Genomic DNA, 12,813 nt, shown 5'->3' with positions numbered 1-12,813 from the left:
TCAGGTCACTCCCCCGTGCCGGCGTCCGCGTTCCCTTCCGCCGCGGCCGGCGGCGCGGGGGGCCAGGGGATGCCGGCCAGCAGGGGCACGATCTCCTTCTCCTCGTAGTCGAAGTGCGTATTCAACTCGGCCGACATCGCCGCGAGTTCGGCGCGGAAGCGCTGGGGCTCGGCGATGCCGACACCGGCCAGCAGGACCGCCAGATCGTTCTGGATGCGGGCCACGGTGCGGTGTTCGTCGCGCAGCCGGTCGAAGACGGCGCCCAGCTCCGGGTGGTACCGCGTGATGCCCGGGAAGAGGTGGTCGTCCTCGCTGGTGTGGTGGAACTCCAGGGCCTGGCAGAACGCCAGGCAGCGCTGCCGGATCTGCAGCCCGAGCCCCGGCGCCGACGGCTCGCCGGAGCCTTGATGGGCCGCGCGGGCGGCGAAGTGCGCCTCGGTCTCCGCCTTCACCTGCCGCAACTGCCCGCGGAGCCAGGTGTGGACCTCCATCACCTTGTCGGCAAGGGTCCTGACCTCGCGGGGCCGGCCCTCCCACACCTCGGGATCGGCCGGCTCCAGCACGACGACCAGCGGAACACGCACGGTCGACGCCGATGGGCCGCCCGTTCCGTGCGCGGCCGGAAGGGCACGGTCGAGAGGTTCGAGCAGTTCCTCGCTGTGCGCACCCGGGTCGGGCACGGCGAGCATGTGCAGGTTCGCGGTGCCGATCTCCACTCCCACCACCGGGTGGGCGAGCACATCGTGGTACCAGCCGGGGTGGTTCGGTGTGCCGGACCCGAACCCGATGATCATGAGCGAGTCACCGCGGCGTACGTAGCCGAGCACGGTGGTCCGCGGGGTCCCGGACGCCGCGGAGGTGGTCGTCAGCAGGGCCAGGTCCCGGCCCTCGAAGGGGCCACCGACCTTCCCCCGGTGGGCGCGGAACTCTGCGATGACCGCGGCGTCCGCCGATGCGTCGAGCGTCTTCTTGTCGTACGTGGGCATACGGATTTCTGTCTCCGGAAGATGAGGGGAATGCGGTGGGGCCGCTGCGGTCGCGGCCATGGCCGGTGAGAACGCGGGCCGCGCACGCGCCGCCACCGGACCCGGCGGACGGACAGCACGCCACCCGCGCAGCAGAGCGGCGGGAAGGACGAGCAGCGACGCGCGGCAGCGCTGCGTCAGATGCTCAGATGCAGAGCGCGGAGTATGAACTCATCACGGGCCCCTCAAAGAAGGATGCTCACCCGACTACCGGCCGGCCCACTGCTCTTTGGCCGGCGTCACGTGGCACCGCGTCCATTACAGGCACGCGTCCGGCGGGCTGTCAACACGGCGGCCCGTGCCCCCGCGTCACGCCGAATCGTCAATGTGAGCCATGCCCCCACGTGCCGCCACAGGCCTCATTACGCTGACGCCGGAACGGACTCGGGCCCCGGACGTGGCGTCCGGAGCGAGTCGAACGTCAGCGAGGGGGACGCCGATGCCGCCCACACCAGAGCCCTGGTACGCACCGCAGCCGCAGCGGCAACCGGTGCCGCACAACCCGTACGCCCAGCAGGGCCGGGGCCAGGATCCGCCCGGTCCGCCCCGGCCGCGGCGCCCGGGCCGGGGCTCCTTGGCCACCGCTGTCGCCGTTCTCCTGCTGGCAGCGGCAGGAGGCGCGTACGTCCTGACAGACGGCGGCGGCAAGGAGCAGCCCGCGGCACCCGTGGCGAAGGGCACGCCGAAGCCATCCGGGGCTTCCGGACCGGAGACCTCGTCCCGTTCGCCGGCTGCCTCCTCACCCGCGCCGGAGCGGATCCCCACGACGGACGAGATCAACGCGGGGCGCAGACCCGGGGATGCGAAGGCGTGGATCGTCGAGGACCCGACCGATCTGCCCCGGGGCAACATCCTGCTCAACGACCTGTGGATCGTCGGCGACACCGTCGTCCAGGCCCTGGACAGGAGGGTCGTCGCCCACCGTCTCTCCGACGGCACCCAGGTGTGGAGCCTGAAGCTGCCCAGCACCGTCTGCGAGACGCCGGTCAATCCCACGCCCGACGGCAGGGTCGTCGTGGTGCACCACAACCGGGCGAAGAGCCGGTGCGACCAGCTCCAGGAGATCGACCTGCGCACCGGAAAGGCCGGCTGGCACAAGGAGCTCACCGAGACCGGCTCCATGGACGGCACGATCATCGTGCACAGCGCCATCAGCGGCGACACCCTCGCGATCGTGCAGAGCATGAAGGCCACGGCCTACCGGGTCGGTGACGGAGCCGAGCTCTACGACATCCCCATGCAGAGGACCGGCGGGTGTTACCCCGACGATGTCGCGGGCGGCCCCCGGCTCCTGGTGAGTTACGGCTGCGCGGCCGGATCGGAGACCCCGTACAGCCGGCTCCGGGGGATCGACCCCGTCACCGGCCGGACGCTGTGGCAGTACCGCACCCGGCCCGGCTGGAAGACCGGAAAGGTGCTCTCCGTGGATCCGGTCGTCCTCACCACCCTCCACGCCGAACGCCGCCAGGACGACTGGCGCGTCGTCGCGCTCGGCCCCGGCGGAAAGGTCGGCCGGACCATCGACGCCAGGCCGAAGGGGTTCGCGTACTGCGGCGACTCCGGCGACGCGGGTCAGGGGATCCAGAACTGCCCGGGCGCCGTCGTCGGCAACGGCCTCGTCGCGCTGGGCGGCACCGACCGGGTCGGTGCGTACGACCTCACCAGCGGAAAGCTCGTCTGGGGTGTGAAGTCCGATGCGGGCCGCAGGCTGCACCCGCTGCGCCCGGAGGCCGACAAGGCAGTCCTCGTGTACGAGGGCGCCAGTTCCAGCAGGCCGGGCAGGGTCCTTCGTTTGGGCCCCGGCGGCGCCGACACGGAGAAGGAGGTCCTGCGCCACCCGGCATCCGCTACGCAGCCGGAGTACGGGATGCTCTCGGGAAACCTGGCTTACAGGGACGGCCGCATCGTCATCACGCCGTCGCTCGTGAACGGTGACGACGCACACCGCAGCGCCCGGATGATCTCCTTCGCCCCCGCCGGGGACTGAGCCGCACGCCGGTCCACCGCATGCGGCACCCGTCCGGCAGCGTGGAATCCCCGTCGGGCGGCGGCCGGGCCGGCACGGGCGCCCGGCACCGGTCGGGGCACTGTCAGACCCTCGTGAGAGGCTTCCGCTCAACGACAGCACGCACCATGTGCTGTTGAGCACGCAGAGCAGATCCCAGGGGGGATTCTCCATGATCAGTAATGGACGCCGCCGTACGGTTCGCGGCGCTCTCGCCGCCGTCGCCGTCACGGTGGCCATGGCCGCCACTGCCGGCACGTCGTTCGCCTCCGGCGACCCCGTCGGTGCGGCCGAGCGGGCACAGGCCGCGGCCGGTGCCGAGCAGCAGACCGGAAAGGCCCGGGGGGCGGCTGCGGCCTCCACCGCGGTCGGCACGGTGGAAACGCCCAGCTTTGCCATGCACGGCGTGACCAAGCAGACCGGCGACCTGTACATGTACTGGACGGACAACCAGGGGGGTTTCCAGCCCCGGGAGTTCGTGACGTCCGGCTTCGACGCGTTCGCCGACTCGATCAGCGTCGACAACGACAAGGACGGGTGGAGCGACCACACCTGGACCGTCTACAAGGACGGGAAGCTGACCTACAGCTGGATCGACGACGACCTCGAGTTCCACAACTCCCAGGTCGGCAAGGGCTGGAACATCTACCCCACGATCCTCTCCCCCGGCAGCATCGGCGGAGCCCAGGAGGCCGACCTCATCGGCCTGGACAAGGCCGGCGTGCTGTGGGGCTACCTCGGCTACGCGGACGGCACCCTCACCCCGCGCATGCGGATCGGCGGCGGCTGGGGCCAGTACACCCAGCTCGCCGGCCAGGGCGACCTGACGGGCGACAACAAGCCCGACATCGTCGCCCGGGACACGTCAGGCGTCCTGTGGCTGTACAAGGGCACCGGCGACTACAAGGTGCCGTTCGCGACCCGCACGCGGATCGGCGCCGGCTGGAACACGTACGACCGTCTGCTGTCGGTCGGCGACCTCAACGCGGACGGCGTGGCGGACCTGATCGCGCGCAAGCCGAACGGTGACCTGTTCCGGTACTCGGGCACGGGCAACGCCGGCAGCGTCTTCGAGAGCCCGGCCAAAATCGGCCACGGCTACCAGATCTACAACCTGCTGTAGGCAGGTCGACGAACAGGACGGATGACGATTCGGGCCGCTCTCCCCGACGGGAGGGCGGCCCGCCCCTGTTCACCAGTCAGCCGTCAGGGCGTACCTTCGCGAACTTCGCCGCCATGACGGGCCCCAGCTCGCCGACGATCTCGTGCCCCGGCTTCCCGGGGAACGGCAGGTACTCCAGGAACGACGTCACCACGACCTCGTCGATCTCGGGCACGTTCCGTGCGCTCTGTTCCTCCAGGAACCGCAGGGTGCGCCGCCAGTCCGGCGCGTCCGCGTCGAGGCCGAGGTACGACTGCACCGTCTCCTGGGTGACGTCCCAGAAGAAGACGTGGGGCAGGATCCCGTCCTGGTTGAACACATGCGTTTCGTAGAGGTCCTCGAAGGCGGGGATCTCGGCCACGAGGTCCTTCACCAGTCGCACGTCCGGGGTCGCGTCCGGGGCCATGTCGGGGGTGGTCATCAGCATTCCTCGAGCCCGGGGTAGTTCTTGTACCCCTTGTACTTGCCCATCTGGGCGTCGTCGATCGCCTGGATGAGCGCCTTCGCGGTCTTGATGTCCTTCTCGCTCCTGACCACGGTCTCCTTCTTGCCGCCCTTGAGCCGGATGACGTCCTTGGTGAGGAAGTTGTTGAGGGCCGCCTTGAGCTGGGCGGTGCTCTTCAGGTGGTTCCTGCCCTCGACCCCGTCGGCTCCGTTGAACTCGGCGCTCGCCGCGGCCATCGCACTTCCGTCACCGACCAGCTTCGCATTGCCGACCCCGTGGTACAGGGCATCGACCGTCTGCTGGAGCCGGGCGTTGTCGACCCTCGGGATGATCGCCGGGTCGTTGTTGTGGACCAGGAGGCCGGTCGAGTCGACGGCCACGTAGTACGTGTGGATGCCCGCGACCGTCAGGTCGTAGGTGGTCTGCCGCCGGTCGTAGCGGGTGATCCCCGCGACCACGGCCGTCCGGCCGTCCAGGGTCTGCAGTCGCGCCCCCGGCACCAGGTCGCCGGCGTTCGTCCAGCGGCGCTGGTCGACGACCCAGAACGGGTGGGTGTCCGTCGCCGTCACCACGCCCGGGCCGGTCGGCGTCCGGAACGTCAGCCTGGTGAAGTGCTTGTCGTCGTAGGTGGTGATCGCCTGCTCGACCTTGCGCACCCGGGTGCGTCCACTGCCCGGATCGGTGGCGAAGACCCTGTCGCCGACCTGGACGCGTTCGATGGGCACACGCCGCCCGTCGGCGAGGAGCACCGGTGTACCGGCGAGGAAGCTGTGCCGGGCGGGGCAGGTCTTCGGCTCGTCGGGCTTCTTCTCGTCGGGTTTGGGGTCGTCCTTCTTGGGTTTCTTGGTGTCGTCGAGTTTCTTTGCGGCGTCGTCGAGGGCTTTCTGGGCGTCCTTGACCTTGCCGCGGCTCTTGATGAGTCCCTTGAGCCCGTCGTAGAGGTCGCCGCCGTGCTTCTTCAAGCTCTGGATGAGCTTGTAGGCCTTCTTCCACTTCCAGGGCGCCCCGTACTTCGCGGCGAGTTTCCCGACCGCTCCGCCGACGAGACTCAACAGCACGTTGATCAACGTCTCCGTGCAGGCGCCCATGTCGCCCTTGGTGATGCAGTCCAGCGCGTCGGTGATCCCGAGCTCGTCGGCCAGGATCTTCGCGAGTTCCTTCGCCGCGTCGATCGCCTTGTCGCTGTTGGACTTCTCGTCCTTCTGCGCGTCCTGGAGATCCTTCAGCGCCTTGTCGTACGCGATCTGCTCCGGCGACTTCGGCGAACCGTCAGGATTCTTGTCCGAAGCCGGATCCCCCTGCCCCGGAGCGTTCTGATCACCGCCCTGCGCCTGGCTCCCGCTGTCACCACCACAGTTGCCGCCGCCACCGATCCGGCAGACCTGCACACCGATCTTCGCCGTCAGATCAGCACCGATCCCCGTACCCACCAGGGCACCGATGACCGCCACGACCACCAGCGTCAGACCCAGGTACTCCAACGCGCCCTGACCCCGGTCCCCCCGCCGCCGCACCACCGGCAACCGCACACCCGTACGCGGCACCGAAGCCCGCGACCATCGGCGCACTCGACGACGCAACTCCCCCATGGATGACATACGTCGACGGTATCGACGGGCGCTTCGGGCGTATTGGGCCCACAGACCCAAATCGCCGTACGGTCGGGCCCGTCCCGGGAGGCTGCGGGCGACGGTCCCGGGCAGCCCCTCGGGAGCGCGTGCCGCACTCGGGGAACAGGTCCACCGACGGGCCGCCGAGCGAAGCGCTCGGACGGAGGCCGAACTCCTGCCGCACCCGGCGGCTCCGCAAGCTGTCCGGGGTGCCGACGACAGCCGGGACGGAGCCGGCCGGATTCGAACCGGCGTCTTCCCACATGCCGTGAAGGCGCGACGACCACTGCGCTACGAGCTCCGTCCCGCTGGTGATCGTACGGACACGGCACCCCCAGCGCTCTCGGTTTTGCCGTGCGAAGGGAGTATCCGGCGGACCACAACGTACTCAGGATGACCGGACTCCGCCTTACCGGACGGGCGGCCGGCCTCGCCGCAGCCACTCCTCGGCTTCCTGTTACGCCCAGTTGCCCAGTTCGGAGTCGATGCGGGGATCCGTGCGGACCCACACCTCGCCGTCGGCGGCTCCCGGAGGAGTGTCGACGCGGACGAGCCCCAACGTCCGGATCAGTTCCAGGAGTTCGCCCCGGTCCTCACTCGTCTCCTCAAGGGTGCAGCCGTCGAACAGGACGTAGTGCACATCCCAGCGGTCGTTGTACCCGGAGTCGGCCCAGATCGCGCAGAAGCGGTCCACGGAATCCCGGTCGAGAGGCGCGGTCACGGACTGCCCCTGTCCCGGCGCGGGAGTCGCGGTAGTCGCGGTAGTCGCGGCGAACCCTCTCGCGACATCCTCGGCGCTCCACCACTCCGCCGCCTCCGCGACCGCGGCGGGAGCGAAGTCCGTCATCACCAGGAACCCGTCCAGCAGTCGGCCGACCCCCGTGTCCTCGATGCCCAACCCGGCCTCCTGCAGGCGGGTCACCAGGCCGTCCGCCATGGCGCAGGGGCCGGAGAAGTGGAAGACGCCGGTGGCGGCCACCAGGGTGCCGCCGTCAGGATGCGGGACATTGAGCGTGGTGTCCGTTTCGGGCACGTCCCTCACCAGGGCAAGGAGGTCCGCCGGTACGCCGTCGTACAGCGCCGCAGCGTGCGCGCCGGCATCGTCGAGCGGGTTCAGCGCGCTGGTGCGGTCGAACGTCACCACCAGGGCTCGGCCGTCGGCTGCCAGCCAGGCGTTCACCGTGTCACCGTTGCCGTTGCCGAAGCCGAGGTGGGTGACCTCGCCGGCCGTTACCGGCTCGCGTCCGTCGGCCCGGGTCAGGACCTCCAGCCGACGCCGCAGCTCGCGCGGATGGGTCCGCCGCAGGACGGATCCGTCGAACGCGTCCTCGAGCCGTGCCCGCGCGAGGGCGGCGGTGTCCGGCAGCCAAGGGCCGTGGCGGTCGAGGGCGCTGAACCCGGCCCGGACGAAGTTGGCGATCTGGTCGCGGTAGCCGCTGTCGTTGGTGACGAGGCGGTACTCGGTCCGCGAATCCTGCGTCCCCTTGACCCGGCACACGGCTCCGTCGTCGAACAGGAGCACCAGCGCTTCTTCGTTCTCCGCGTCCTCGATGCGGACCGACGTGCTGCCGTCACCCCGGCGTTGGTCCATGAAGTCCCGGATCGCGGCGAGGGCGGGCCCAGGGCCGCCCGGGAGCCACTTCTGCTCGTTGCCCTTGTCGTCGCTGAAGGTCAGTGGCCTCATGGTCATCCTCTGTGGTGTGCCGGTCGGGGTTTCGTTCCTGAACATCGCATGCGCGGCTCCCCTTCACGCCGGAGGGCCCTCATCCGGAAGCGGCCACGACCAGACCACATCGGCGGCGTCCCGCTCCTTGAGGATGCGTCGGTGGCGTGATGCTTCGCGCTTTGTACCCGAGTTGATCGGGCGGTACCGGACCCAGTCCTTCGGGACGACATGGAGAGCCAGGGTTTCCCATACGCGTTGCTGATCGACCGAGTGCGCGAGCACCATGGCAAAGCGCTGGATACACCACACACACCGCCAGGGCGGTCCGGAATCGACGGCTCCGGCATCAACGAGCTTGCGGCCGTATCCGTCCTCGGCATCGAGCTCCATCTCCGCATGGAAATCGTCGCCTCCGAAGAAATGGACGCAACTGCGCCGCAGTCTGTGCTTCATGTCCGAAAGACGCTCCGCCGTTCCTGAATCACTCCCCTCATGCACCCGGGCCACCGCGAGCGGAAAGATCGCATACGCGCCCCGGTCGATCACGGGAAAGCCGAGCCCTGTCCACTGCGGAGCCTTCTCGGAGTTTCCGTGGCCGAGAACCCGCTCCAGCGTGCGCATGATCGACAAACCGTCCGAGACCGGTTGCTTCTCCTGCTCGATCCCAGTCACAAGGCTCCCGTCCCGACTGCGTGATGGCGTTGTCGCCGAACGCCTCGATCATGCACCAGGCCACTGACACACGAGTCCCCCGCATGCACGCCGGCCCCCCATTGAAAAGTGCACGTTCGGTCAGTCGGGGCTCTTTTCAATCTTCTGCGGGTCTGAATGAACCTTGTACGGTGATCGCGGTGGCAGGCCGGTTCGATGCCACGGGCCGACGCCCCAACAATGCGTCGCACGGGGAGATGAGGCGCACCCGACGGATTCCGCACGGTCGAAGTCGAGGGCTTTGCACGCTCGCCGGTCGGGATATCGCTGACCGGGCGGCTGAAACACCGGCACACCATTCACGAGCCCAATCATCTGTCCACAGGGGAGAACACCGACATGAGTGGATTCATACGCGCCGCAGCCGTTGCCGGAGTGCTGGGAGCTACGGCCCTGCTCGCGGTGCCGGCCGCCTCGGCCGCGCCGATCGCCTCCGGGACCGGCCAGGCGGCGCCCGAGTGCGTCACCGACAGCCAGACCCACACGTATGGCAAGGGCGAGATCACGGTCTGCGTGGAGAACGGACAGGCCCGGGTGACGGGCTGGCTCGAGGACCTCCTTCCGGGCGGGGGCTGGGGAGCCCCGGACGGCGGCTGCGTGATCTGGTGGGTCACCTTCCGGACCACCTCGGGAACCGAGCTCGAGGGCTCCGCGATGGCCTGCCCGCACTTCGGGGGCGCCGCCTACAAGGAGTTCGACTACGACAGCGACGTACAGAACATCACCGGCATCGAGAAGCTGAATCTGGGGACGGCCTGGGCCTGACCCTCCGATGCGCGGTATGCCCGGGGCGGTGGCGGCGCGTCGCCGCCCCGGGCGTCGCCGGAACAGCAGAACCGCCTGAGGGCGCCGCCTCGGCCGGGAGGTCAGCCCAGGTCGGGCCAGTTCAGGAGGCTCTCCACGACGGCGCGGTCGCCCTGGATCCGCAGGCTGTCCGGGGAGAGGCGGCCATGGAGCGTGAGCAGCAGGTCGCTTGCCGATCCGTACAGGCCGGTGGCTGTCGCGGGCCTGCCGCCGAGGACGTGTGATCCGGACGCTGCCAGGTCGAGCACCCACGACTCGCCTTCGGCGGCGTGCAGGCCGATCCGGGCCGGCTCGTGCGGCCAGGGGCCGGCAGTGCCGTGGCTGATCCCGATGAACTCGGCAATGCCGTCGATTGCCACAACGGTAGGCACGGGTTGGGGAGTTCCGGTGGCCAGCTGGGCGTCGAAGGCGTGGACAGCGGCCTCCTGGACCTGATGGCGGGCCACGGCACCGCTGGTCATCGGTACGTCGGAGCCTCCCCACCAGGCCCAGCAGCCCGTTTCCGGACCTGCGGCTCGAAGGGCGGCAACCAGCTCTCGGGTAGCCGCGGCCGATCGCTCCAGCAGGTCGGCCGACAACGTGTCATCGGCCGGTGCCGGTGCCGGGGGTTTCTCGCTCGGGCCTGCCGCTACCGCCGCCGCCCAGAAGCGCTGCACCTCGGTGAGGTGCTCGACGAGGTCGCGGAGCGACCAGTCGGGGCAGCCGGGGACGCGGACTTCCAGGTCGGCCGAGCTCGCGACCGAGTCACGCAGGGCAGTGGAACGGTCCTCGACCAGGGCCGGCAGGTCTTCGAATGCGGGTGTCCGTGGCATCCCGGCTTCCTATCACCAGGCACTGACATCGTCGGCCCGCGGCTCCACGGGGCATGGAGCCATGGCACCCTCGGCCACGTGGACGAACAGGACTCGGTGCAGCGGGCGGACATCGACCGGATCATCGATCCGCTGAGGACGAACATGCCCGAGGCCGGGGACTTCGGCTTCGAGGCGATCCGGCAGCTGGGGAACCCGGTGCCGCTCCTGGTGCAGAACGACGGCAAGGAGCTTCTGCAACTGTGGCTCGAGCCGTTCGGGCAGGACTACTGGCTGAAGCCCGGGGAAGCCGCGTACGTCACTTCGTACGGGACGTGGAATGACCACCCGTTCGAGACGATCCACGAGCCCGGCTGTCTCACCGTCTGGGCCACGTCCTGGTTCGCGACGGTCTCCGACCTCGACGGCAACGAATTCCCCCCGGGCCGCAGGGAGCCCACCTGAGCCGTCGGCGTCGGCCAGCTCCCCTGCGGCGGCCCGGAGTTGAGAGCGATGTGAGTGCCCTGGCGCCCCGGAAGCGCCCGGGAGCACCCACATCGCTCTCAACTACCGGCTGGCTGTTGTGGCGCGGGTCAGAAGGTGGCGCGGTCGAAGGGTGCGGGCAGCGGTTCGAGGGCTCCGGCGGTGCGCAGCTTCCGGTTCGCCTCGACGATCGACTCGACGGACGGCTGCGCCGTACCGCCCCGCGTAAGATCGATGAGCAGGCCGCCTGTCACGGTGCGTGTGTACGTCCCCGGAAGGTCCTCGGGAGCGAGTGCCGCACGGCCGGACGACAGGTACACGGACCGGCCGCCGCGCGGCTCGCTGGGACGGAGACCGAACGCGTCCGCCACGGCCTCGTGCTCGTCGTCATTGTACGCGTCGCCCCAGTCGGCATCCCAGCTCGCACCGATCGCGGACAGCACCTCCCCGGAGCGCCGCACCAGTTCCACGGACTCGTCCAGCTCCCGCGAGCGGAACGTGACGAGACAGCTGTCGGGAACCCGCTTCGCCGAACCTCCCGCGTTGATCCAAGTCTCCACCCGGGGCCGGCCGAGGACAGTGGCCGCGCTCAGCGACGCCACCCGCCCGATGTAGTCCGCGTCGGAGTCGGGGTTCTGCCGGTCGATGTACTCGGCGATCGCCGGGACGGTGAGCGCGACGGCCGGCGGAGACACGTTGACCTCGGCCGCCTCGTACCAGTGACCGCATGTCTCGCCGTCGATCGCGGCCAGTGCGCGGAGCAGGACGAGCCATCGGTCGGCCAGCTGGTCGGGGCTCTGCTGACGCACGCCCCACAGTCCGCGGACCACCACATCCAGCATTTCGGCCCCCTTCGGCCTCACGGCACCTCTGGCGCATGGATCACCTTAATGTCCATGCCTCGGTCCCTGAACATCTTCTGGGCGGCCTTGGCCACATCAGGATCGGAGAGGTGCCAGACCACCGGCTTGCCCCGCGCCGCGTCCAGTTGTCGGGTCGCCTGGTCGACCCATCGCTTCGTGGCCAGCGTGGTGAGGTTGCCGGTCGCCTCGTCGTAGAACCGCGGGCCGCGACAGCCCCACTTCGTCTCGATGAAGGTCTGCTTCGCGGAGTCCCACCCGTCGAACTCGACCGGTTTGCCGTTCAGCTCGTTGAGCGGGACCTCGTACTCCTTGCCACGCCGCACCCCGGAGACCTGCTCCTGGTAGCGGGCGCCCATCTCCTGCGGATAGGCGTACGTGGCAGGGTTCTTCGCCGACGTGCAGGGCACCCCGCCAGGTTGCCGACGGACTTATCCACAGGCCCGCCCGCCTCCGCGCCGTCTCGACTGGTTGGAGCACACATCGCTCGGCCCCACCGGGTCACGAGACTTCGTCCACGCCATCTCAGGCCAAACGTCAGGACGTTCGGGATGTCAGAGATAGGTTGGGAAGAGGCTTCCTGCGGCGAGAGAAACAACTGCTTCAGGCTGCGAACGGACGCAGACGGCAACGGCTACATCGCCGCCCTCGGCAAGGAGAACCACTACCTCGCCGACAGCCGTGAGTCACTCCCGCAGCTGATCCGCGACATCAAGGCCGGCAAGACCGACCACCTCCTGTGACAGCGCACGCGCCCGGCACCGAGACGCCTGTCGCGGCGCCGAGCGCGTGAGGGACCCACGGGTCGCCCGGCCGACTGGACCGGGTCACGGGGGCACGGGGTCACGGGGGCACGGGGGCACGGGGGCACGGGGGCACGGGGCACGGAGGCACGTGGGCACGGAGTCACGACTTCACCTCGTCGAACGGCTCGTCGTACCAGCGCCAGCCCGCGGTGCCGTCGCCGTGGATGCGCAGCCAGAACTCGGCGACCGGGGTGCCGTCGGGGAACGTCATGGTCAGCGCGCTGCGGATCCGCTCGAAGCAGTCCTCCAGCCGTTCCCAGTCCTCGTCGTCCGCAGCCCGTTCCTGTTCCATGAAGACAGGGCGGAACTCTTCGAAGCCCGGCAGCTCTTCGATGTCTGCGTGCATCCACGGCATGTCCGCTCCGGTCACGTTCAGCCGGGCGATCTCCTGGTCAGCGTGGTGAAGGCGCCAGACCGTGCCGGGGTTCAGGCTCGCGTGGGTCAT

General features: G+C 69.5%; 14 protein-coding genes and 1 tRNA gene. 5 read left to right on the top strand and 10 right to left on the bottom strand.

Annotated elements, in window-relative coordinates; genetic code table 11:
• Positions 1-5: 5 nt before the first annotated feature.
• Positions 6-986, bottom strand: a complete 981-nt coding sequence (locus tag OG446_RS24600) for a nitroreductase/quinone reductase family protein (RefSeq protein ID WP_328896067.1) — start codon at positions 984-986, stop codon at positions 6-8.
• A 478-nt stretch (positions 987-1,464) separates the two neighbouring features.
• On the opposite strand from OG446_RS24600, the gene OG446_RS24595 reads away from it, so the two are divergent.
• Together OG446_RS24595 and OG446_RS24590 are read left to right on the top strand one after the other, a co-directional pair.
• Complete coding sequence (locus OG446_RS24595) at positions 1,465-3,012, top strand: outer membrane protein assembly factor BamB family protein (RefSeq protein WP_328896066.1); 1,548 nt, start codon at positions 1,465-1,467, stop codon at positions 3,010-3,012.
• A gap of 190 nt (positions 3,013-3,202) precedes the next feature.
• Positions 3,203-4,153: an FG-GAP repeat domain-containing protein gene (locus tag OG446_RS24590; RefSeq protein ID WP_328896065.1), complete on the top strand. Its 951-nt coding sequence runs from the start codon at positions 3,203-3,205 to the stop codon at positions 4,151-4,153.
• A gap of 76 nt (positions 4,154-4,229) precedes the next feature.
• Here the strand turns inward: OG446_RS24590 and OG446_RS24585 are convergent, their stop codons facing one another.
• The 5 genes from OG446_RS24585 to OG446_RS24565 form a co-directional block, all read right to left on the bottom strand.
• Positions 4,230-4,613, bottom strand: coding sequence for a hypothetical protein (locus OG446_RS24585; RefSeq protein ID WP_328896064.1), 384 nt, complete (start codon positions 4,611-4,613; stop codon positions 4,230-4,232).
• On the bottom strand, positions 4,613-6,235 hold the full coding sequence (locus tag OG446_RS24580; protein WP_328896063.1) for a Hint domain-containing protein: 1,623 nt from the start codon (positions 6,233-6,235) through the stop codon (positions 4,613-4,615). Before OG446_RS24580 ends, OG446_RS24585 begins: the two co-directional genes overlap by 1 nt.
• A 240-nt stretch (positions 6,236-6,475) precedes the next feature.
• Positions 6,476-6,549: transfer RNA gene (locus tag OG446_RS24575), tRNA-Ala, on the bottom strand.
• A gap of 155 nt (positions 6,550-6,704) precedes the next feature.
• On the bottom strand, positions 6,705-7,931 hold the full coding sequence (locus tag OG446_RS24570) for a DUF6357 family protein (protein ID WP_328896062.1): 1,227 nt from the start codon (positions 7,929-7,931) through the stop codon (positions 6,705-6,707).
• Positions 7,932-7,994: 63 nt separating this feature from the next.
• Positions 7,995-8,585: a hypothetical protein gene (locus OG446_RS24565; protein WP_328896061.1), complete on the bottom strand. Its 591-nt coding sequence runs from the start codon at positions 8,583-8,585 to the stop codon at positions 7,995-7,997.
• A 378-nt stretch (positions 8,586-8,963) separates the two neighbouring features.
• Here OG446_RS24565 and OG446_RS24560 point away from each other — a divergent pair, with 378 nt between their 5' ends.
• On the top strand, positions 8,964-9,389 hold the full coding sequence (locus OG446_RS24560) for a hypothetical protein (RefSeq protein ID WP_328896060.1): 426 nt from the start codon (positions 8,964-8,966) through the stop codon (positions 9,387-9,389).
• Between the two features lie 101 nt (positions 9,390-9,490).
• Here the strand turns inward: OG446_RS24560 and OG446_RS24555 are convergent, their stop codons facing one another.
• On the bottom strand, positions 9,491-10,240 hold the full coding sequence (locus OG446_RS24555) for a maleylpyruvate isomerase family mycothiol-dependent enzyme (RefSeq protein ID WP_328896059.1): 750 nt from the start codon (positions 10,238-10,240) through the stop codon (positions 9,491-9,493).
• A 78-nt stretch (positions 10,241-10,318) separates the two neighbouring features.
• Here OG446_RS24555 and OG446_RS24550 point away from each other — a divergent pair, with 78 nt between their 5' ends.
• Positions 10,319-10,684 carry a hypothetical protein gene (locus tag OG446_RS24550; protein ID WP_328896058.1) on the top strand — a complete coding sequence of 122 codons (366 nt, stop codon included), beginning with the start codon at positions 10,319-10,321 and terminating at the stop codon, positions 10,682-10,684.
• Between the two features lie 128 nt (positions 10,685-10,812).
• Here the strand turns inward: OG446_RS24550 and OG446_RS24545 are convergent, their stop codons facing one another.
• Together OG446_RS24545 and OG446_RS24540 are read right to left on the bottom strand one after the other, a co-directional pair.
• Positions 10,813-11,544 carry a hypothetical protein gene (locus tag OG446_RS24545; protein ID WP_328896057.1) on the bottom strand — a complete coding sequence of 244 codons (732 nt, stop codon included), beginning with the start codon at positions 11,542-11,544 and terminating at the stop codon, positions 10,813-10,815.
• 17 nt (positions 11,545-11,561) lie between these two features.
• Positions 11,562-11,972 carry a Tox-REase-5 domain-containing protein gene (locus tag OG446_RS24540; RefSeq protein ID WP_328896056.1) on the bottom strand — a complete coding sequence of 137 codons (411 nt, stop codon included), beginning with the start codon at positions 11,970-11,972 and terminating at the stop codon, positions 11,562-11,564.
• A gap of 141 nt (positions 11,973-12,113) precedes the next feature.
• Between OG446_RS24540 and OG446_RS24535 the strand changes: the two genes are divergently transcribed.
• Positions 12,114-12,305 carry a hypothetical protein gene (locus OG446_RS24535; RefSeq protein ID WP_328896055.1) on the top strand — a complete coding sequence of 64 codons (192 nt, stop codon included), beginning with the start codon at positions 12,114-12,116 and terminating at the stop codon, positions 12,303-12,305.
• Between the two features lie 163 nt (positions 12,306-12,468).
• Here OG446_RS24535 and OG446_RS24530 read toward each other — a convergent pair whose 3' ends face one another.
• A complete protein-coding gene (locus OG446_RS24530) occupies positions 12,469-12,813 on the bottom strand; it encodes a hypothetical protein (RefSeq protein WP_328896054.1) in 345 nt (114 codons plus the stop codon).

The sequence above is a fragment of the Streptomyces sp. NBC_00236 genome (assembly GCF_036195045.1).
GTDB lineage: Bacteria > Actinomycetota > Actinomycetes > Streptomycetales > Streptomycetaceae > Streptomyces.
Note: the sequence above shows the minus strand (reverse complement) of the source record. Positions and strands in the feature narration are given on the sequence as shown.

Excerpts from the sequence above, each read along its gene's own strand:
- OG446_RS24585 (WP_328896064.1), bottom strand. The coding sequence starts at position 4,613 with ATGACCACCCCCGACATGGCCCCGGACGCGACCCCGGACGTGCGACTG.
- OG446_RS24580 (WP_328896063.1), bottom strand. The coding sequence starts at position 6,235 with ATGTCATCCATGGGGGAGTTGCGTCGTCGAGTGCGCCGATGGTCGCGG.
- OG446_RS24535 (WP_328896055.1), top strand. The coding sequence starts at position 12,114 with ATGTCAGAGATAGGTTGGGAAGAGGCTTCCTGCGGCGAGAGAAACAAC.
- OG446_RS24595 (WP_328896066.1), top strand. The coding sequence starts at position 1,465 with ATGCCGCCCACACCAGAGCCCTGGTACGCACCGCAGCCGCAGCGGCAA.
- OG446_RS24545 (WP_328896057.1), bottom strand. The coding sequence starts at position 11,544 with ATGCTGGATGTGGTGGTCCGCGGACTGTGGGGCGTGCGTCAGCAGAGC.
- OG446_RS24560 (WP_328896060.1), top strand. The coding sequence starts at position 8,964 with ATGAGTGGATTCATACGCGCCGCAGCCGTTGCCGGAGTGCTGGGAGCT.
- OG446_RS24590 (WP_328896065.1), top strand. The coding sequence starts at position 3,203 with ATGATCAGTAATGGACGCCGCCGTACGGTTCGCGGCGCTCTCGCCGCC.
- OG446_RS24600 (WP_328896067.1), bottom strand. The coding sequence starts at position 986 with ATGCCCACGTACGACAAGAAGACGCTCGACGCATCGGCGGACGCCGCG.
- OG446_RS24530 (WP_328896054.1), bottom strand. The coding sequence starts at position 12,813 with ATGACCCACGCGAGCCTGAACCCCGGCACGGTCTGGCGCCTTCACCAC.
- OG446_RS24570 (WP_328896062.1), bottom strand. The coding sequence starts at position 7,931 with ATGAGGCCACTGACCTTCAGCGACGACAAGGGCAACGAGCAGAAGTGG.
- OG446_RS24555 (WP_328896059.1), bottom strand. The coding sequence starts at position 10,240 with ATGCCACGGACACCCGCATTCGAAGACCTGCCGGCCCTGGTCGAGGAC.